The sequence below is a fragment of the Bacillus pumilus genome, from assembly GCF_009937765.1.
In the GTDB taxonomy this organism is placed as follows: domain Bacteria; phylum Bacillota; class Bacilli; order Bacillales; family Bacillaceae; genus Bacillus; species Bacillus pumilus_O.
Genome location: NZ_CP047089.1, coordinates 436,402 through 456,200, shown reverse-complemented (window position 1 = coordinate 456,200; position 19,799 = coordinate 436,402). Strand labels below are relative to the sequence as shown.

Here is a 19,799-nt window from a genome sequence, read left to right as displayed (position 1 = left end):
GCGGTTATCCCGAAGGGGACCCGCCTTTTTTACGCACGACAATTAAAAGCTGATATAGTGTCACTTGATCAGTTAACGCCTTTGTTTGCAAGCCAAGTGACGTTCCTACTCTTGCTATCTCATCAAAAAACAATTGCACGTTTTGATCTATCGGAACATTGATCCTCTGCTCGATCACCCGTTCAAACAAATGGTCTGGGAAAAGCGCATGCATTGTGTTTGGTGTGAAGAACCTCAAGTGACCTCGATCTAAAATTCCTACATCTTGATACGTAAAATCCCCTGTCATTAACGGGAGTAGTACCTCCGCATGCATCATGTTCGGCAGGCAGCAAATGATCACGCCACCCGGTTTTAAAGATGCGTGCGCTTGTTCAATCATATGCCAAGGATCTGACACATGCTCTAAAACATCCGAAAAAATGACCGCATCAAAAAAAGCCTCTTTCTCTAACCACGGGTACTCATCTGCTTTTGCCTCAATGACTTCTTTGTAATAAGCCTTTGCGATGGCTGCTTTTAATGGATCAGCCTCTACGCCGTACATGTCAACAGACTGCCGATTCATGAGTTCAAGCCCTGTTGCCCCTACGCCGCATCCCGCATCCAGTACACAAGCAGCATCTTCAGGCAGTAGATCTGCAAAGTACGGATGAGGAGTCATCAAATTGAGGTCAATGCCCCATTTATCTAAAAACCGTAGCCTGTTTTCTGCAAACAATGTAGTGATGTTCGTATCTTGATTCGCTCGAAAGGTTGCATGACCGTGATGATGCACAAATGAATCGTGAACGATTTGAAGCTGATATCCGTTCAGCAAAGATCTCAAACAAAGGTCGTCATCCTCAAATGATCCATACACGAACCGCTCATCAAATAAACCCACCTTTTCAATGAGCTCTTTTTTTACAAGTAGACAAAACCCCACAAGCCGATGTACATAAGTTCTCTGACCTGTTTTCGCAGCCGTATATTTCTTCGCAAAGGCTGGCAGTTCCTTCACATCTGTATACGTTGACTCGACCATTTGAGGACCGCTCACATAGTTGGATACTGGCCCTACCATCCCAATACGTTCTGATGCAAATAACGCCTCCCTTAATGGAGAAAGCCAGTTTTCCGTGACGATCGTGTCGTTATTTAAAAAGAGAATGCTATCTCCTGTCGCTTTTTTTGCTCCTTGATTACAGCCCTTTGCAAAGCCTCGATTTTCTTCATTTTCTATGAAGATCACATCGTTCAGCTCTCTCACATATTCCTTCGTCCCATCGGTTGATGCATTATCAACAATGATGAGTTCATATTGTTCACTTCGGGTATGCTGCTTGATGCTGTCGATACATTTTTTCGTTAAATGCAGTTCATTGTATGTCAGCATGACAATGCTCGTTTTCCCTTCCATCTCATTTCCACCTTTCGCCCGCATGTTCCATATGTATGTCATATGGAGCACGTTCAGAAGATGAGAGATTGTCCTTTCTTGATTAAACGTTTGTTTAACAAAGAAAAACCAGCTGCATCTGGGCAGCTGGTCGTGGTTCACACCGTTTTTCCTTCGTCACCTGTGACGGCACGATTCCTCTTTTTTAAATCGTCTTCAATTTCTTCAAGACTTTTCCCTTTCGTTTCAGTCACCATATATTTCACAAATAAGAAGGCGCCTACGCCGATGACCGCATAAATGAGGAAAAGATTACTGATACCCATCGCGCTTAGTAAAGTTGGAAATGTAAGCGAAATGATTAAATTTCCTGTATGAAGGAGGAAGGTAGAGACACCTGTACCGATACCTCGGACATGTACTGGGAACAGCTCAGGAAGCATGACCCAAACAACAGGACCCCAGCTGACAGCAAAGATGACAATAAAGAGACCTAAACAAATAATAGTTGTCCATCCTGCCGCTGTTGACCCTTCGAAAAATCGATTGACCACTGACAGGACAATTAAACTTAGGACCATGCCAGCATTCCCAAATAAGAGCAGCGCTTTACGCCCTACACGGTCAATAATTTTAATCGCCACAAACGTCATGACGACATTCACTGCCCCAATTCCGACGGTTCCTAAAATGGCCGCTGAATTGCCAAAACCAACGCTTGTGAATGTTTTTGGTGCATAGTAAATAATCGTATTGGTACCGATAAACTGTTGCAAAAAGGCAAGACCGACACCAGCGATTAATGCTGGGCGCACCCATGGCTCAAATAATTCCTTAAAACCGCCTTTTTCTTCACTTTCTGCCTGTTGTATGTCTGAAATTTCTTCTTCCACTTCTTGCTTACTCTTTCTCAGTTTAGATAATATTTCTTTTGCACGGTCTGCCTGTCCATGGACAAACAGCCAGCGGGGACTTTCCGGCATAAACATAATCCCACATAATAAAAGCACAGAAGGAACAACCGCAATTCCAAGCATCAGGCGCCATGCCTCTGCATCCGCTAAAGCGTAATTCACAATATAGGCGAGTAGAATACCAAATGTGATCATGAGTTGGTTTAATGAGGACAGTGCTCCTCGCGATTCCTTTGGAGCGAGTTCAGATAAATATAATGGAACAATCGTTGTCGAGCACCCGACAGCAAGCCCTAGCACAATTCGGAATAAGACCATCACTTCGGTATTCGGGGCAAGGGCTGTACCAAATCCGCCGATAATAAACAAAATCGCGGCGGCGATGATGGCTTTTTTTCGCCCAAATTGATCTGTCAGCTTTCCAGATAAAGAGGAACCGAGCATCGCACCGATTAAAATCGAGCTGACGACAAGTCCCTCTGTAAATGCGTTTAACCCTAAATCCTCTTTCATAAATAAGATGGCGCCAGAAATGACACCTGTATCATAGCCATATAAGGCGCCACCTAGTGCGCCGAAGAAATAAAGCCACCCATTCCGATTTTTCATGTTCATAACCCCTCTTTTGTTCTGTATGTACTGGATGTTTCTCTATGAAAAATCATTTTCCTCACTTTCTGTCACTTCAAACATTTCGATGTTTTATGACAAATATATTTCATTTGCGTATTATTGAAACTTTTTACGATAAGGATACGTCAATTAAGCGTTAGTGAAAAAAATGTCGCACTATATCCCGTTTTAAGGTATATTTGTTTTAGTTTGTAAGCAAAAAGAAGGACATCTTTACTATAAAAATCATAGCGAGGGTTTAAATATATGGATCAATCAAGAAGCAAACGCCAAGGAAAAAAGCGTTTAAAACCGTGGGTGAAAGTCACTCTATTTATAGTCGGTATTCTTTTACTGACAACCGCTTCTGTCACAGGCTATGCCTACTACAAAGTGACTAGCGCTGCAAAAAAAGCACAAGTATCTTTAGATCGCGGCGCTCAATCTGTCAAACGGATTGAAGCATTCGATCCTGGGAAAGACAGCTTTTCTGTCTTATTGCTTGGTATTGACAGCAGACCGGGTGAAACAGTGAAACAAGCACGAAGCGATGCGATGGTCTTAGCAACCGTCAATCGTACAAATAAGACCGTAAAATTATTAAGCATTCCAAGGGACTCATACGTGAATATTCCAGGGCATGGCTATGACAAAATTACACATGCACACGCATTTGGCGGTGCAGATTTAACCTTAAGTACAGTAGAAAATTTACTAGATATTCCAGTTGATTTTGTGATCCAAAGTAATTTCAAAGCATTTAAAGAGATCGTTAATGAACTAAACGGGGTTTCTATTAACGTGAAGGATGATTATGTCGTCAAACAGGTTCTAAAAGATACAAAAGGTAAGGTACAGCTTCAAACAGGAACTCATACGCTAGACGGTGATCAAGCTCTCGCGTATGTGAGAACACGAAAAGCAGATAGCGATTTATTACGTGGACAGCGTCAAATGGAAGTATTAAAAGCCATTTTTGATAAATCAAAATCGTTAACGTCTATTCCGTCATATGACAATATCATTGATACACTTGGTGATAATGTCGCGACCAACCTTTCGATGAAAGAACTAGTCGGGCTTTTCCCGCTTCTAACGTCATTGAAATCGATGGATACCATTCAGCTGAAAGGCTCTGATTACCAGCCAAACGGAGTTTATTATTTCCAATTGGATCAAAATCAGCTAAACGAAGTGAAGACTGAATTGAAGAAGCAGCTTGAATTATCATAAACAGAAAGCGTCCCTAAGGGGCGCTTTTTGATTGTTGAGATCTCTCCCCTTGGCTTATTTCCTTGATCATTCGATCATTTTTGTTTAGCCTTGATAGAGAGGAACAAGCATCGTATTGCTCATGAGAATGAAAGAAATCGTACATACTTTGAAGAGGCGATTGCATGCATGAAGGAGGATTTGACAGCGATGAAAAAAATGATTGCGATTGATTTAGACGGTACACTTTTAAATACAAAAAGTGAAATATCTGCTCAAAACAGGGAGGCATTGATCCGCGCGAAGGAAGCGGGATATATTGTCACCATCTGTACAGGGCGGGCGACTTTTGATGTGAAGGAACTGCTGGGTGATTTGGACATCCCCATTATTGCAGCAAACGGCGGAACCGTTCATACAGAAGGTTATGAACTTTTCAGCCGTATCACACTTGGCCAAGAAGCAGGAAAACGAGCGGCTAAAGCATTAGTAGAAAGAAACATTTACTTTGAGGTTTACACGGACGATGCGCTCCTCTCTCCTTTTGATGGAAAAGAGAAACTGAAAGCAGAATTTGATGTGATCAAAAGCGCGAATCCAAATGAAGATATAGCTGATTTATGGGAAGGGGCAATGACTCAATTCAAACAATTTGGCATCAAACCAGTGGATGATATTCGTCAGATTTTTGAGTCGAATGAAGCGACCTATAAATTACTCTGCTTCTCATTTGATATGAATAAATTACAGGAAGCACGAGATCTCCTCTCAGAAATGCCTGAGCTTTCATTGACCTCTTCTGGAAAACATATCATTGAGGTACTTCCAAAAGAGTCTGGGAAAGGACATGCCCTGAAAAAACTCGCAGCTCATTATGGCGTAGACCGCTCACATATTTATGCAATAGGCGACAGCCCCAACGATCTATCCATGTTTGAGGAAGCAGGCCACCGCATTGCTATGGGGAATGCAGTCGATGTCATTAAAGAAAAGAGCACTTACATGACAAAAGGCAATCATGAAGACGGTGTTGCTTACTTTATTGATCTGCTTTTAAAAAATCAATTCCACGAAAAAAAGACGCTCGTCTGATCAGCGCCTAGAGAGAAATCTAAAAGTCCGATACGAGCATTGATCGGGCTTTTTCTTTATTTTTGAATTCGAACAGCCATCTCATACTTATCCTTCCAGTACGTACTTGTTTTCATATTCGTGAGCACGACACCATTTGAGACGGTCACATGAATAACTTGGTTTGATCCTGCATAAATCGCCGGCATCAATGACGTTCCATTAAAGAAAACAAGATCTCCCGGCTTCAGCTCCGACCGCTTCACAGGGGTACCTGTCTTGACTTGACCTGATGCATAGCGAGGCAGCTCAATACCAAGTACTTCTCGATATACGTACTGTGTGAACCCTGCTGTGTCAAAGCCTTGCTTTGGATTCGTCCCACCTTTGACATAAGGAACTTCACCAATATACGTAGCGGCTTTTGAGACAATCGGATTTTCTTTTGCTAATTTCAGCTCTGTTAATCGTTTTGCACCTGTCCATTTTTCGCGCCAATACGATTCAGACAAATAAGAAATCGTTACACTTTCCGAACGGCTCGCATGAATAAAACGATCACCGCCAATATACATCCCTACATGAGAAATACCTGGCTTGTATGTGTTGCTAAAAAAGACAAAATCCCCAGGACGTATATCATCTAATGCCACTTTTTCTCCAACCATCCACTGCTGTTCAGCACTTCGAGGTAAATAAATCCCTAGTGATTTTTCAAATACATATTGTAAAAAGCCTGAACAATCAAAGCCACTCTTAGGGTCTGCTGCACCAAATACATAAGGAATACCTAAATATTTCATCGCATCTTTCACTAGACGATGATCCGAGATTTCCGGTGTGCCTGGAAGTCGTTTGACTGCATAAAACCGGTCCGTCCAGTATTTACTTTTACTGACGTCCGTTTTCACCACACCTTGACTAAGTGTGATGTGAATGATCTGATCGTTACCATCGTACAACGCCACATGTGTCGGGATATCTTTTGTTTCTTCTAAGCTGCGAAAATATACGAGGTCACCAGGCTGGGCTTTGTCCCATGATATCTTTTTCCCAATCTGATACTGGTCGATCACCTTACGAGGCAAATCAAATGCACCTGATGTCTTGTACACATATTGAGTAAACCCTGATGCGTCAAAGCCCATTTTTGGATCGGTTCCTCCTTTATGATAGGGTGTTCCAATCAACTTTTCCGCTTGTTGCAAAGGAGATGCTGTTTGAGTAGCTGCTTCTGATTGAGACATGAACATCAGCCCTACGAGCGCACACCCACCAATCACTATTCCTTTCCATTTCATGATCTTTTCCCCTCCTTTCTTCTATAGTTTCGGCATGACACCTCACCTTTTACACCTTTTTTCGACAAAAAAGAGCACGCAATGCGTGCCCTCTATGCTCGTTAAAGTTATTTACTTGCTTCCGTTTTTGACTGTTTTTGTTGTTCAATTTTCTGCATTTCAACCGAGATCTTTTGTTTTTCATGATCTGTGAGGCTGTCACTAAATTTAAAAGCAGACATAAAGACAAAGACTAAAATTAACGCAACAAACGGCCAGCTGGCTTTTAGAAATTTCATTTCTTCTCTTTCCCTCCGTTTTCTTTTAAGTGTTTAACTTTATCAGCGTGATCTACTTCAAAGAAAATGTGTCCGTCTTTTTCTTTCCAATCCGCATTCGTACCATTTGTCAGCATACGGATAATGGATTTTGATTCAAATGATCCTGCTTTAACTGGTGCAGGTGTTGCTTCTTTGATGTACATTGGGACAACTTCAAATGTCGCTTTTCCATCTTCATTCAGATGATACTGAACAAGTGCAGAATCACGTGTTCTTGACCAGCCTTGGTCAAAAATAAAGTTTCCTAAGCTATAGAAGATCGCCGTGCCGTTATAGACTTCCATTGGCTCAAGAACATGCGGATGAGCACCAATAATGATATCAGCACCAGCTTTTGACATCGCTCTTGCCAATTCTCTTTGTCTATCGTTTACCTCATTGTTGTACTCCTGTCCCCAGTGAGCATGAACAACGACGACATCTGCCTTTTCAGCAGCCTGCGAAATCATCGGAATAAAGATAGATGGATCGGCTGGCAAGATACCTGCCTTGCGATTCGTTGCTTTAAAATTTTTCCCATACACATCTGTAAAACCGAGTGTAGCGATTTTGACACCATTTACTTCTTTATACGAAATGTTCTGCTTCGCATCCTGAAGGTTACGGCCTGCGCCTGTATAATCCATGTCCGCTTGTTCAAAGGCATCAATTGTTTTGTTTAGCCCTTTTTCACCATAGTCTGCCGCATGGTTATTCGCAAAGTTTAATGCAGAGAAATTCAAATCCTTCAACGCTTTGACAGAATCCTCATCTGTTTTTAAATGAATATTCTTTTGCGCCGCTTGTTCTTGATCTGATGCGACTGGATGTTCAAAGTTACCAGTCACATAATCTGATACATCAAAGTATGGTTTGGCATAGCGGAAGAGATGCTGTTTTCCATAACGGTCAGTTACTTTCTCTACGTTTCTTCCAAACATAATGTCACCGACAAACGAAGCGGTCAGGATGTTTTCTGGGTTCTTTTGTACAGTTGGCACTTTTGCTTGCCCGATAAATGTAAATAGAAATGTACAAGCAATGACGATCGGCAAAGCAATCAGTACGTGTTTATTCGTTTTTTTCTTTTGGTTCTTTGTGATTTTCAGCAGCTTTTCCTGAAAGCTCAATTTTTTATTCATCATTGGACACACCTTATCTTAAAATAGATAGTAAACATACATGATGGCAAATGTTGCACCACTTAGAAGTAACGTGCTCCCAAGGGTAATCGTAAGACCTTGCTTTTGAATCGTGTTTGCAATCAATCCAGGAACGATAATACCGATTCCGCGGAATTCTGCTATTTCAAATGGGACCACTGGATAGAAGAAATCAAAGACAAGCTTTAAGGCAATCCCTGTAATCAGCATCGCAGCAAACTTTCTGCGTCCGTATAAAATCATAAATTTTGATAGACCAAAGCGAACGATGACATACGTAAGCAAGCTGACAGATAAGACAACTAAAATGAAAACTGGCTGGTTAAATACAAGCGCTAGATAACCTGGTACAACAAGTCCAGCTGGTACGATTCCTGTTTTTTCTGCAAAGATTAAACTAAGTAGAACACCTAAAATTAACGAGATATAAAGATCTGATCCGAACATTTTCTATATTTCCTCCTAGCTGACAAGCTGCTTAATTTTGTATTCTTGAATTTTTTCGATTAACGGTTCAGCGGCACCATGAATATTGCCGACTCCATAAACCACTCGATTATGAAGCTTTTTCTCAAGCATTTTCATAATTTCTTCTGTAGATTGATATTCAAGGTTGTGTAAGTGGTCAGCCGGAATTTTTCCATCCTCATATGCCTTTACAATTGGATCTGTTGTTTCACCAATTAAAACGAGATCACTTGCTTCAATATAAGGAAGTACATCCTCCGCAAACTGGATCGTTCGATCTACACGATCCGCACGGCAGTTCATGATAATAATCGGTTCATCTGTTGGATATCCAATTTCTTTCACACGCTTCCAAATGTTCAATGTAGATGATGCGTCATTTGCCGCAAAACCATTTACAAAGTGTCCAGGAGTTTTCGCATCCATTAATGGAAGAATTCTCATCGCTCCTGGATCAGGTGGCGCATTTAACATTCCACGGAATGCTGTATCTTCATCAATTCCCAATGCCTGTGCAACACCAAGTGCAAGTGAGGCATTATCTGGGAAGACCATGTACTCAAATTTCCGTAAATACTCATCAGAAATCTTGGAATTATCTGCAACAATGACTTCTGTATTGCGTTTTTTCGCAATCTCTTTAAAGAAATCCGTATATTCACTATCCGTAATAACCAAGTGTCCATTGTAAGGAATTGTCGCTGTAAAGGCTTCTGCTATTTCATCAAGTGTCGGCCCCATGACGTCCATATGATCTTCAAGAACGTTTACGATCACGCCAATATTCGCTTGAAGCAGCTCTTCCTGAAAGATAATTTGGTAATCTGGATTGACCGCCATACATTCACTGACGATGGCATTTGCTCCTCTTTCAACAGTTTCTCTCATAACTTCCTTCTGCTCACCGATATTCGGTCCTTGCGGTTTCCTTTTAATCGGTTTCTCCTCTGGCGTATCCCAATAAATCATTCTTGCATCTGTTCCCGTTGTTTTGCCGACAGTTTTATAACCTGCCTCCATTAAGATACCGGTTGTCAATCTTGTAACGGTAGACTTTCCGCGAATACCATTAATATTGACGCGCACCGGTAGGGCATCGATATTTTTCTGGTGACGCTTCTTTTCAATAAAGCCAATCCCTAACATGATGACACAGGCTATAACGATTAACCACATCGCTTATCTACATCTCCTTTTTTTATGAGTGTGATATGTAAATTCAATCAACAGTATATAGGTTCAGCATAAAATCACAATCGGTATTATGTAACATAATCTTTCACTTCCTCGTATGCCAAATTCCTCTAATCAGAAGGTGGATTGACCTAGCTCGTCTTTAAATGAAAAGGTCAAAAGACTGACAAAAAAGAGCCTGAATTTTGACTTCAATCAATAGTAAGCGTTACCATCAAGCATCGAAAAATCTTTTGTCCTTTTCTCCCTAAATTTTTTGACAATTGTTAAGATGTATTTTGAATCAATGTTTTAAAGCCTTTTAAACTCTATAACTTCTGTCATATCAGCGCTTTAAATGAATAGTGCGTGTTTTGGAATGTTTTTGTTTTTTGAAGGAACAGGTTAGAAAGTCATCCTCATCCGTCAGAAAGCGATGCGTTGACCTATGACAAAGGTCACCTCTAAAAAAATCAAGCCATATGCTTATTTTAAGGTCACAAAAAATTAGGATAATATGTAAACTATTGATCATTTTGAAATGCCTGTTCTTTACGATATTCGATCCTTATGACCTAAACAATGAAACATTATTCATTTGTTTTTATCAACATTCATCATTTCTTAACATTTTTAATATGATTTTAGTTGAAAGTTGTCAGCTTATGTCATGCTTTCACCTAAGATGACGAATAAAATCGGTCTCTCCGCTCACACTATGAATAAAAAACTGTGAGAGGAGGCTAAAGATGCCAAACGCCAATGAGCAAACACGCTTACATTTTTTATCAGGGAGCTTCGAGGAAAAAATCAGAATTCTGAAAAAGACATTTCAGCAAAGTGGGGATTTTGAATACCGGGAGCTAATGGTGAATGAAACGAAATCTGTTTTGTTTTTTATTAAAACAAGAGTAGATGAAGGCAAGCTAAATGATTTCATTATCGGCAACTTGTTAGGACCACCTGGAAAGCAGGATTATACAAAATCTCTTAGCACACTCGAAACTGGTGACTTGACGCTGATTACAGACAGCATCATTGCAGGAAGTATTGCCTTTCTTGAAGAAAATGCCTCGCAGATCAAATTGTTTACCGTTGGGCAGCCTCCTCTGCGTTCTATTTCAGAACCTTCTTCAGAAAGCATCATTGCGGGTGCTCATGATGGATTTGTGGAAAGTTTGGATACGAATTTATATTTGCTGCGTTCTCACTTAAATGATCGGAAGCTCGCTATCCAGTATCATAAGGTCGGTACAAAATCAGAAACAAAGCTTGCCACAATTTATATTTCCGATATTGCCAATCCAGAAAAGATAGAAGAAGTGAACAGACGAATTTCTTCTATTAAAGTAGACACACTGCTCAGTCCTGGGTCTGTCGTTGAAGCCATTGAGGATGATTCATTCTCTATTTTCCCGCAGCTGATTGACACTGAACGTCCAGATAAAGTCAGATCTGCCATCCTTGAAGGCAGAATTGTTGTATTGATGGATGGAAGTCCAATGGCCATCATTCTACCTATCACGTTCTTTAGTTTCTTTCAATCACCAGATGATTATAATAGCCGCTGGATACCAGCTACATTTATTCGTGTTTTGCGTTATCTTGCCTGCATCATCGCAGTCATCCTGCCATCTTTTTATATCGCCGTGATTGGATTTCATTATGAGGTGGTCCCTGATGAACTCGCCATTACGATGAAGAACTCTATTATTGGGATTCCCTTCCCTCCTTTAATAGAAGCCATGCTAATGGAAATTACCATTGAACTCATACGGGAAGCTGGTGTGCGTCTGCCAAAACCCGTCGGGCAGACCATTGGGATCGTAGGCGGTTTGGTCATTGGGGATGCGGTAGTACAAGCAGGACTTATCTCGAATGTTCTTATTGTTGTCGTTGCCGTGACTGCTGTTGCTTCCTTTATCCTTCCTTCAATTGAAATGACGGCTACCATTAGGATGCTGCGTTTTCCGCTCATGTTCATGGCTTCAATGTTTGGCTTTATCGGTATTTCATTTGGCCTTGCCATCGTCCTCATGAATTTATGCCGCCTAGAATCTTTAGGTGTACCGTACTTATCACCTGTTACACCTTTTAACTGGCAGGATTTAAAGGACACCATCATTCGACTACCTATGTGGATGTACAAACAGCGTCCTGTCTATTTAAATCCGAAAAAGAAAAAACAAATTGAACAATTGAGAGGATGGGAAAAGAAAAATGAAAAATAAAATATCCTCATCTCAAGCGGTCTTTTTTCTCATTCAATCTCAAATTGGTGTAGGGATTTTAGCGCTTCCTCATCTGCTGATGAAGGATATGGGGCACGATGGGTGGATGGCGATCATCTTAGCGGGTGTTTTTATTCAAATCATCAATACCATATTTATTTACATCATTCAGAAATATCCTGACATCTCGTTCTTCCAAGCATTAACCAAAGTCTATGGGAAATGGATAGGACGAATTTTGATCGGACTGTATACCATATATTTTGCCTCGGTCTGTATTGTGGTTCTGTCGATTTTCACCAGAATACTTGGAATATGGGTACTGCCACTTACGCCAAACTGGGTGATTAATTTATTACTGATGATCTGTATTATCTATATTGCAAAAGAAAAAATCACAGCGATCGTCAGATTTAACTTTATCTTGACTCCTTTTTTGCTCATGCTGTCTTTACTCATGTTCTATTCATTAAAAGGAACCAATATTGACTACCTTATGCCTTTCTTCCAGACGGACCTGTCTCAGTTTCAGCTTGGATTGAAAGATGTGGTACTCTCAATGAACGGCTTTGAGATGATTCTCATCATCTCTCCTTTCATGAAAGGCACCATCAAGGAACGCTATAAGGTCATGACCATTTCAAATATATGCACGACACTTTTCTACCTATTTATTACATTGATTTGTTTTATGTTCTTCAGCCCGATTGAGCTTGATATTATTCCAAATCCTGTGCTTTATCTATTAAAGACCGTTACATTTGGAATAATTGAACGAACAGATTTAATTTTTCTTAGTTTCTGGGTGTTTGTTATTCTTGCCACACTCAGCAATTATCTTTACTTCTGTGCCAACGGCCTAGCGAGCCTTCTTAAGAAAAAAGAGCATAAAAAGTATATCTATTATTTTGCTATTTTTATTTACGCATCTAGCTGTTTCCTCGCAAACGATAACTTTAGAATACAGCGCTTTAACGACTTTACAACTATTGCTCAGATCTCGGTCATTTACACACTTCCGATCATTATGGCCATCATCATCTTTATCAAACATCGCAAAGGGAAGGTGAAATCACATGCGTCATAGTTTTTTGCTGACGCTCCTCATGTGTATGTCTCTAATCTTCATGCCTGGCTGCTGGGATCAAAACTTATTAAAAAACATCTCTCTTGTGTTAACGTCTGCAGTTGATCAAGGCGAAGACGGCAATGCGAAATTTTCCATCACCTATCGTAAAGTCCAGCAGTCTCAAAGTATGGAGCAAGGAAATTCAGACAACTATTTAACCACTCTACTCACAACGGAAGCTCCTACATTAAGAAAAGCAAGAACCAACTTAAGCCGGATTGTCGATCAAAAAATTGATATGTCCAAAATGCGGGTCATGCTCATTGGTGATGAATTTGCTCAAAATCAGATTCTCCCTTACTTAGATATGTTTTATAGAGATCCAAAAAGTCCTTTGCTCACAAATCTTGCAGTGGTACAGGGGGGCAGCTGTGTGGAATTAATCAATGAGCTCCTTAAGGAGAAGCTCATTGTGAGTGATTATTTAAATAACCTTATCACCACGGCATCTCGATCCTCCCAAGTAGCACCGAAAAACATACAAAGCATTCGTTCCAAAATGCTGCAAACTGGGGAGGATTTCACACTGCCTTTACTTCACTATGATCAAGAGAAAAAACTAACGAGTGTAAAAGGCGTCGCCTTATTTGATAATGAGAAAAAGAAAGGTGAACTGTACGGACAAGATGCCGTTCTTCTTACTGTCATGGACGGAAAAATGGGCAATTATGCAAACTTCACTAAAAAAGTAAGAAGTGATATGAAATCAAAGGAGAACAATTACATGACCATTCAAGTGACAGATTCAAATAGAGATATCAACATTGTCAATCCTGACCATCAAAACTTAACCTTTTCTCTTGAGTATGAATTTACGACCTCTGTCCTTGAGTACCCGAAAGATAATTTAAACACAGATAAAAATATTGAAATACTCAACAAAAGGCTTTCTGAAATTTTGACAAAAGAAGCAGAAAAAGTGGTAGCTGTTCTGCAAGAAGCAAACTCTGATGTACTCAGCCTTGGCAGAAAATATCGGGTAAAACACTATGATGAATATATGAAAATGAATTGGGTTACCGAATACCCAAATGTAAAAATCATCCCAAAAATCAAAGTCAATATTACACAAACAGGGATTATTAGTTAAGAAAAGGAAGAAGTCATCTTTCTTTTCTTTTTTTATTTTTTTAAGATTGTCATTTAAAAGCTTTCATGATAATCTATTTTTGTAAACGGTTACACATTCACGAAGGGAGGCACTCCATTGGCTACAATTAAAGATGTTGCAAAAGCGGCACAAGTGTCTGTTGCCACTGTTTCACGCGTACTGAACGATACTGGATATGTCCATACAGATACGAAAACCCGCGTGACACAGGCGATGCAGGAGCTGAACTACTTTCCCAATGAAGTGGCTAGATCCCTTTTCAAAAGAGAATCTCGCTTAATCGGTTTGATCTTACCTGATATCACAAACCCCTTCTTTCCTCAGCTTGCTAGAGGCGTAGAGGATGAGATTCATGCGCAAGGTTTTCGGTTATTATTCGGTAACAGTGATGAAGATCTAGAGAAAGAATTGGCTTATTTACAAACATTTAAACAAAATCAAGTGGTCGGTGTCATCGCTGTCACAAATGAACCCGAATCAGATATATACAATGATGATGAATTGCCTGTTGTGTTCTTAGATCGAACCGTCTCGCATGCACCTTCTGTATCTGCAGATGCTACAACTGGCGGGAAAATGGCCGCAATGGAATTAATTAGGCGCGGTAGCAGGCAGATCACACTGCTGAAAGGACCTGCCCACCTTCAAACAGCGAGGCAGCGATTCAAAGGTGCACTCGATGTACTAACCGAAAAAGGCGTCGACTTCCATGTGATGTCTAATGCTTCGTTTTCTTTTCAAGAAGCCCGCAAGAGTGCTAAGGCTCTTTTCCAGCTGTATCCTGAAACAGATGGCATCATTGCCAGTAATGACATTGTCGCAACAGCAGTCATACATGAAGCCCTTCGGATCGGAAAAGCCGTTCCAGAGGATGTTCAAATCATTGGGTTTGACGATATTCCGCAAAGTGAGCTGCTCTTCCCTTCCCTATCGACGATTAGGCAGCCTGCCTATGAAATGGGAAAAGAAGCAGCGCAGCTGTTAATGAAAGCGATTCAGAAACAACCGATAGATCAACCAATTATCCAAATGCCCGTCTCTTTTATTGAACGAGAGACAACAAGAAAGGTGGATTCACAATGAGTCATATTGTCGTAGTAGGAAGCTGCTCTATGGATTTAGTCGTCACTTCGAATAAACGACCAAATGCCGGTGAAACAGTGTTAGGCGAATCATTTAAAACCGTCCCAGGTGGAAAAGGCGCCAATCAAGCAGTCGCCAGTGCAAGGCTCGGTGCTGATGTATACATGATCGGCCGAGTCGGTGATGACACTTATGGTCAAGATATTCTCAGCAATTTACAAGATCAAGGGGTTCGCACCTCATATATGAAACCGGTTACCGAAATGGAAAGCGGCACGGCTCATATCATTTTAGCAGAAGGTGATAACAGCATTGTCGTGGTCAAAGGGGCAAATAACGAGGTCACTCCTGACTATGTAAGAGAAGCACTTTCTACAATAGATGATATTGGAATGGTGCTCATTCAGCAGGAAATACCTGAAGAAACGGTCGAAGCTGTCTGCGCCATTTGCAGCAAAAAAGAAATCCCTGTGATTTTAAACCCTGCACCTGCCCGCAAAGTATCACAGCAAGTGTTAGACCAGGCTACCTATATTACACCGAATGAGCACGAAGCTGTTCTCATGTTTAATGGACGCTCAATTGAAGACGCCTTGCGTCAATACCCTAACAAATTACTGATTACTGAAGGAAAAAATGGGGTTCGATATTTTGACGGATTGAAAGAAGTGCTAGTCCCAGGCTTTCCAGTCGAAGCAGTTGATACAACAGGAGCAGGCGATACCTTTAACGGAGCCTTGGCTGTTGCCTTAACAGAGGGCAAATCTCTCTATGACGCACTTGCCTTCGCTAACCTTGCAGCATCAATGTCTGTCACCAAGTTCGGTGCACAAGGCGGCATGCCAACAAGAGAAGAACTGGAGAGAAAGAAATGAAAAAAAACGGCATCCTAAACAGCCATATCGCCAAGGTACTTGCTGACCTTGGACATACAGATACAATCGTCATCGCAGATTGCGGCCTGCCTATTCCAGAAGGTCCAGTCAAAATCGACCTATCATTAACGATCGGCACACCATCTTTTCAGGAGGTCACCTCCCTCCTTCTTCAGGAAATGGCGGTTGAACACATTACGGTGGCTAGTGAAATCCAAGAAGCCAATGAGCGAGATCATCTATTTCTAAAGAAAGCGTTCTCAAAACCATTACATGATGTAGACCACGAGACGTTCAAAGACATGACCAAACAGGCAAAAGCAGTCATACGCACGGGTGAAGCCACCCCATACGCAAACTGCATTCTTCATGCCGGTGTCATCTTTTAAAAGGAGGAGCCAGATATGAACATTGAGATGCATAACATCCATAAGGCCTTTGGAAAAAACACCGTTCTTTCCGGGGTCTCCTTTGACCTCGTCACAGGTGAGGTCCACGCGCTCATGGGTGAAAATGGCGCAGGAAAATCAACTTTAATGAACCTGCTCACAGGTCTTTATTCATTAGACCAGGGAACGATTCATATCGACGGGAAAGAAACCGCTTTCAAAAATCCGAAAGAAGCGGAACAACACGGTATCGCCTTTATTCATCAAGAGCTCAACATATGGCCGGATATGACCGTCTTGGAAAACCTATTCATCGGGAAAGAACTCTATACGAAGTTTGGATTGCTAGACACAAAGAAAATGAAGGTTCTTGCTCAAAGCCAGCTGGACCGATTGTCTTTGAACCTCTCGCTTGATGAAGAGGCAGGTAGCTGTTCTGTTGGTCAAAAACAGATGATTGAGATTGCAAAGGCATTAATGACGGATGCGAAGGTCATCATCATGGATGAACCAACGGCAGCTCTAACAGACCGTGAGATTGAAAAACTCTTTCAGGTTATTGAATCTCTCAAAAAAGAAGGCGTATCCATCGTCTATATTTCTCACCGTATGGAGGAAATTTTTGCGATCTGCGACCGGATTACAATCATGCGTGATGGGAAAAGGGTCGATACGAAAGCCATACCTGAAACGAATTTCCATGAGGTCGTCAAAAAAATGGTCGGCCGCGAATTAACAGATCGATACCCTGAGAGAACGCCTTCTCTAGGAGATACGATCCTTGAGGTAAAGCAAGCGACAAGAAAAGGACAATTTCAAGATATCAGTTTCTCCGTTAAAGCTGGAGAAATCGTCGGTATTGCAGGCTTAATGGGCGCTGGCAGGACCGAAATGATGCGGTCACTGTTTGGTCTTGATTCTCTTGATCAAGGGGAAATCTGGGTTCATGGAAAAAAGGCTGTCATTAAAAAACCAAGTGATGCCGTCAAGCTCGGCATCGGCTTTATTACAGAGGATCGCAAAGATGAAGGACTTATGCTGGATGCTTCCATTCGAGAAAACATTGGTCTGCCAAACTTAAAAAGCTTCTCTCCAAAGGGACTGATCGATAAAAAAAACGAACAGGATTTTGTTGACCTCCTTATCAAAAGATTGACGATTAAAACGGCTTCCTCTGAAATCTCTGCTCGCAGTCTCTCTGGTGGAAATCAGCAAAAAGTCGTCATCGCCAAATGGATCGGCATCCAGCCGAAGGTCTTGATTTTAGATGAACCGACAAGAGGTGTCGACGTCGGAGCGAAACGAGAAATCTACCAGTTAATGAATGAACTGACCGATCGAGGTGTTGCCATTTTAATGGTCTCCTCTGAGCTACCTGAAATTTTAGGGATGAGCGATCGAGTGCTTGTCATTCATGAAGGAACCATCAGCGGAGAATTAAATAAAGCAGACGCAACACAAGAACGAATTATGACACTTGCTACAGGAGGGAAGTAACATGAAACCACTTACTTCAAATGGACGATTTGACAACATCATGCAAAAGCTTGGGCCATTCTTAGGACTCATCATCCTTGTCGCCATTGTTTCTATTTTAAACCCGGCCTTTTTAGAGCCATTAAACATCTTAAACTTACTGAGACAAATCTCCATTAATGCCCTCATTGCCTTTGGTATGACATTTGTTATTTTAACCGGAGGAATTGATTTGTCGGTCGGTGCCATTTTAGCACTTTCTAGTGCACTGACTGCCGGATTTATCGTGTCTGGTATGGACCCGATTTTAGCGATTATCGTTGGCAGTATCATCGGCGCTATTCTTGGGATGGTCAACGGTCTTTTAATCACAAAAGGAAAAATGGCTCCTTTTATCGCAACACTTGCCACGATGACCATTTTTAGAGGATTAACACTTGTTTATACAGACGGAAACCCGATTACAGGACTCGGCTCGAACTACGCCTTTCAGTTATTCGGCCGCGGATATTTCTTAGGCATTCCTGTTCCAGCGATCACGATGCTTCTCACCTTTATCGTACTATGGGTACTGCTTCATAAAACGCCTTTCGGCAGAAGAACATATGCCATCGGCGGAAATGAAAAAGCTGCACTTATTTCAGGAATCAAAGTACCGCGCGTAAAAATAATGATTTATTCATTGGCAGGTTTCATGTCTGCTTTAGCAGGTGCCATTTTAACATCTCGTCTAAATTCTGCGCAACCAACAGCTGGTACCTCCTATGAGCTTGATGCCATTGCTGCTGTTGTACTTGGCGGGACAAGCCTGTCCGGCGGAAGAGGACGAATTGTCGGCACACTCATCGGGGTACTCATCATCGGAGTCTTGAACAATGGTATGAACTTACTTGGAGTTTCATCATTCTATCAATCTGTTGTGAAAGGGATTGTCATCTTGATTGCAGTCCTACTAGACAGAAAGAAATCTGCTTAAGGAGGCAGCTGCTATGAAAAAATATCTCATTCTCATTTTGACTCTCTCATTGTTCATGCTTTCTGCCTGCTCGCTAGAACCGCCAGAGTGGGCCAAATCAACAAAAGATGGGAAGAAAAAAGACATCAAAATCGGTCTCTCGATCTCGACCTTAAACAACCCATTCTTCGTTTCTCTCAAAAACGGGGTGACAAAAGAAGCGAAAAAGCTTGGCATCGAAGTTGTCATTGCAGATGCACAAAATGATTCAGCGAAACAAACAAGTGACGTAGAAGATTTAATTCAGCAAGGGGTCGACGCCTTACTTATCAACCCAGCGGACTCGTCTGCTATATCGACTGCTGTTGAATCAGCGAATGCTTCTGATATTCCAGTCATCACATTAGACCGCTCAGCTGAAAGCGGAAAAGTAGAAGCACTTGTTGCCTCAGATAACGTCAAAGGCGGCGAAATGGCGGCCAATTTTATCATCGACAAGGTCGGTAAAGGAGCCAAAGTCGCTGAATTAGAAGGTGTACCAGGCGCTTCTGCTACACGTGAGCGCGGAAAAGGATTCCACCAAATAGCAGATAAAGATCTAAAAGTGACAGCAAAACAAGCGGCTGACTTCGACCGAACAAAAGGATTGAATGTCATGGAAAACCTCCTTCAAGGAAACCCTGACATCAAAGCTGTTTTTGCCCACAATGATGAAATGGCACTTGGCGCTCTAGAAGCAATTCAAAGCTCTGGAAAAGACATTCTCGTCGTTGGCTTTGACGGAAACGAAGATGCACTCAATTCAATCAAAGCAGGAAAACTATCTGCCACAGTCGCCCAGCAGCCAGAGTTGATCGGGAAACTAGCAGTCGGTGCTGCAAGCGACGTCTTAAAAGGGAAAAAAGTAGAAAAGAACATCGCAGCACCACTGAAACTAGAACAGAAAAAATAAACAC

The 19,799-nt window shown here is 41.5% G+C and carries 18 protein-coding genes; 11 read left to right on the top strand and 7 right to left on the bottom strand.

Annotated features, from left to right (window positions below):
- Positions 1–4: 4 nt before the first annotated feature.
- A complete protein-coding gene (locus GPS65_RS02235; RefSeq protein WP_144455411.1) occupies positions 5–1,402 on the bottom strand; it encodes a bifunctional glycosyltransferase family 2 protein/class I SAM-dependent methyltransferase in 1,398 nt (465 codons plus the stop codon).
- Positions 1,403–1,539: 137 nt separating this feature from the next.
- Positions 1,540–2,904 (bottom strand): sugar porter family MFS transporter, encoded by a 1,365-nt coding sequence (locus GPS65_RS02230; protein WP_144458966.1) that lies wholly within the window; start codon positions 2,902–2,904, stop codon positions 1,540–1,542.
- Between the two features lie 270 nt (positions 2,905–3,174).
- Between GPS65_RS02230 and GPS65_RS02225 the strand changes: the two genes are divergently transcribed.
- A complete protein-coding gene (locus GPS65_RS02225) occupies positions 3,175–4,140 on the top strand; it encodes an LCP family protein (protein ID WP_012011484.1) in 966 nt (321 codons plus the stop codon).
- Between the two features lie 189 nt (positions 4,141–4,329).
- A complete protein-coding gene (locus GPS65_RS02220; protein WP_186299615.1) occupies positions 4,330–5,211 on the top strand; it encodes a Cof-type HAD-IIB family hydrolase in 882 nt (293 codons plus the stop codon).
- A 56-nt stretch (positions 5,212–5,267) separates the two neighbouring features.
- Here GPS65_RS02220 and GPS65_RS02215 read toward each other — a convergent pair whose 3' ends face one another.
- The 5 genes from GPS65_RS02215 to pgsB form a co-directional block, all read right to left on the bottom strand.
- Positions 5,268–6,491, bottom strand: coding sequence for a C40 family peptidase (locus GPS65_RS02215; RefSeq protein WP_144455405.1), 1,224 nt, complete (start codon positions 6,489–6,491; stop codon positions 5,268–5,270).
- Positions 6,492–6,598: 107 nt separating this feature from the next.
- The gene (gene edmS / locus GPS65_RS19245; RefSeq protein ID WP_003213661.1) at positions 6,599–6,769 is read right to left on the bottom strand and encodes an extrachromosomal elements maintenance protein EdmS; all 171 of its coding nucleotides are present in this window, start codon (positions 6,767–6,769) and stop codon (positions 6,599–6,601) included.
- Complete coding sequence (locus GPS65_RS02210) at positions 6,766–7,932, bottom strand: CapA family protein (RefSeq protein ID WP_088002335.1); 1,167 nt, start codon at positions 7,930–7,932, stop codon at positions 6,766–6,768. The genes edmS and GPS65_RS02210 overlap by 4 nt, the downstream gene beginning before the upstream one ends.
- Before the next feature lie 18 nt (positions 7,933–7,950).
- Positions 7,951–8,400 carry a poly-gamma-glutamate biosynthesis protein PgsC gene (gene pgsC / locus GPS65_RS02205; RefSeq protein WP_012011488.1) on the bottom strand — a complete coding sequence of 150 codons (450 nt, stop codon included), beginning with the start codon at positions 8,398–8,400 and terminating at the stop codon, positions 7,951–7,953.
- A gap of 15 nt (positions 8,401–8,415) precedes the next feature.
- Positions 8,416–9,597 carry a poly-gamma-glutamate synthase PgsB gene (gene pgsB, locus GPS65_RS02200; protein ID WP_144455403.1) on the bottom strand — a complete coding sequence of 394 codons (1,182 nt, stop codon included), beginning with the start codon at positions 9,595–9,597 and terminating at the stop codon, positions 8,416–8,418.
- 746 nt (positions 9,598–10,343) lie between these two features.
- Between pgsB and GPS65_RS02195 the strand changes: the two genes are divergently transcribed.
- The 9 genes from GPS65_RS02195 (at position 10,344) to rbsB (ending at position 19,795) form a co-directional block, all read left to right on the top strand.
- A complete protein-coding gene (locus GPS65_RS02195) occupies positions 10,344–11,825 on the top strand; it encodes a spore germination protein (RefSeq protein WP_144455401.1) in 1,482 nt (493 codons plus the stop codon).
- Positions 11,815–12,912 carry a GerAB/ArcD/ProY family transporter gene (locus GPS65_RS02190; protein WP_144455399.1) on the top strand — a complete coding sequence of 366 codons (1,098 nt, stop codon included), beginning with the start codon at positions 11,815–11,817 and terminating at the stop codon, positions 12,910–12,912. Before GPS65_RS02195 ends, GPS65_RS02190 begins: the two co-directional genes overlap by 11 nt.
- Positions 12,902–14,044, top strand: a complete 1,143-nt coding sequence (locus GPS65_RS02185) for a Ger(x)C family spore germination protein (RefSeq protein WP_144455397.1) — start codon at positions 12,902–12,904, stop codon at positions 14,042–14,044. The genes GPS65_RS02190 and GPS65_RS02185 overlap by 11 nt, the downstream gene beginning before the upstream one ends.
- A gap of 117 nt (positions 14,045–14,161) precedes the next feature.
- Positions 14,162–15,148 (top strand): LacI family DNA-binding transcriptional regulator, encoded by a 987-nt coding sequence (locus tag GPS65_RS02180; RefSeq protein ID WP_012011493.1) that lies wholly within the window; start codon positions 14,162–14,164, stop codon positions 15,146–15,148.
- Entirely contained in the window at positions 15,145–16,023 is an 879-nt protein-coding gene (rbsK, locus tag GPS65_RS02175; protein WP_012011494.1) for a ribokinase, read from the top strand. Before GPS65_RS02180 ends, rbsK begins: the two co-directional genes overlap by 4 nt.
- Positions 16,020–16,412, top strand: coding sequence for a D-ribose pyranase (gene rbsD / locus GPS65_RS02170; RefSeq protein ID WP_012011495.1), 393 nt, complete (start codon positions 16,020–16,022; stop codon positions 16,410–16,412). The genes rbsK and rbsD overlap by 4 nt, the downstream gene beginning before the upstream one ends.
- Positions 16,413–16,427: 15 nt before the next feature.
- Complete coding sequence (locus tag GPS65_RS02165; RefSeq protein ID WP_144473414.1) at positions 16,428–17,909, top strand: sugar ABC transporter ATP-binding protein; 1,482 nt, start codon at positions 16,428–16,430, stop codon at positions 17,907–17,909.
- Between the two features lies 1 nt (position 17,910).
- Positions 17,911–18,864 carry a ribose ABC transporter permease RbsC gene (gene rbsC, locus GPS65_RS02160; protein ID WP_012011497.1) on the top strand — a complete coding sequence of 318 codons (954 nt, stop codon included), beginning with the start codon at positions 17,911–17,913 and terminating at the stop codon, positions 18,862–18,864.
- Between the two features lie 13 nt (positions 18,865–18,877).
- Positions 18,878–19,795: a ribose ABC transporter substrate-binding protein RbsB gene (rbsB, locus tag GPS65_RS02155; protein WP_012011498.1), complete on the top strand. Its 918-nt coding sequence runs from the start codon at positions 18,878–18,880 to the stop codon at positions 19,793–19,795.
- The last annotated feature ends 4 nt before the right edge of the window (positions 19,796–19,799 follow it).

Excerpts from the sequence above, each read along its gene's own strand:
- GPS65_RS02235 (WP_144455411.1), bottom strand. The coding sequence starts at position 1,402 with ATGGAAGGGAAAACGAGCATTGTCATGCTGACATACAATGAACTGCAT.
- GPS65_RS02230 (WP_144458966.1), bottom strand. The coding sequence starts at position 2,904 with ATGAAAAATCGGAATGGGTGGCTTTATTTCTTCGGCGCACTAGGTGGC.
- GPS65_RS02225 (WP_012011484.1), top strand. The coding sequence starts at position 3,175 with ATGGATCAATCAAGAAGCAAACGCCAAGGAAAAAAGCGTTTAAAACCG.
- GPS65_RS02220 (WP_186299615.1), top strand. The coding sequence starts at position 4,330 with ATGAAAAAAATGATTGCGATTGATTTAGACGGTACACTTTTAAATACA.
- GPS65_RS02215 (WP_144455405.1), bottom strand. The coding sequence starts at position 6,491 with ATGAAATGGAAAGGAATAGTGATTGGTGGGTGTGCGCTCGTAGGGCTG.
- edmS (WP_003213661.1), bottom strand. The coding sequence starts at position 6,769 with ATGAAATTTCTAAAAGCCAGCTGGCCGTTTGTTGCGTTAATTTTAGTC.
- GPS65_RS02210 (WP_088002335.1), bottom strand. The coding sequence starts at position 7,932 with ATGAATAAAAAATTGAGCTTTCAGGAAAAGCTGCTGAAAATCACAAAG.
- pgsC (WP_012011488.1), bottom strand. The coding sequence starts at position 8,400 with ATGTTCGGATCAGATCTTTATATCTCGTTAATTTTAGGTGTTCTACTT.
- pgsB (WP_144455403.1), bottom strand. The coding sequence starts at position 9,597 with ATGTGGTTAATCGTTATAGCCTGTGTCATCATGTTAGGGATTGGCTTT.
- GPS65_RS02195 (WP_144455401.1), top strand. The coding sequence starts at position 10,344 with ATGCCAAACGCCAATGAGCAAACACGCTTACATTTTTTATCAGGGAGC.
- GPS65_RS02190 (WP_144455399.1), top strand. The coding sequence starts at position 11,815 with ATGAAAAATAAAATATCCTCATCTCAAGCGGTCTTTTTTCTCATTCAA.
- GPS65_RS02185 (WP_144455397.1), top strand. The coding sequence starts at position 12,902 with ATGCGTCATAGTTTTTTGCTGACGCTCCTCATGTGTATGTCTCTAATC.
- rbsK (WP_012011494.1), top strand. The coding sequence starts at position 15,145 with ATGAGTCATATTGTCGTAGTAGGAAGCTGCTCTATGGATTTAGTCGTC.
- rbsD (WP_012011495.1), top strand. The coding sequence starts at position 16,020 with ATGAAAAAAAACGGCATCCTAAACAGCCATATCGCCAAGGTACTTGCT.
- GPS65_RS02165 (WP_144473414.1), top strand. The coding sequence starts at position 16,428 with ATGAACATTGAGATGCATAACATCCATAAGGCCTTTGGAAAAAACACC.
- rbsC (WP_012011497.1), top strand. The coding sequence starts at position 17,911 with ATGAAACCACTTACTTCAAATGGACGATTTGACAACATCATGCAAAAG.
- rbsB (WP_012011498.1), top strand. The coding sequence starts at position 18,878 with ATGAAAAAATATCTCATTCTCATTTTGACTCTCTCATTGTTCATGCTT.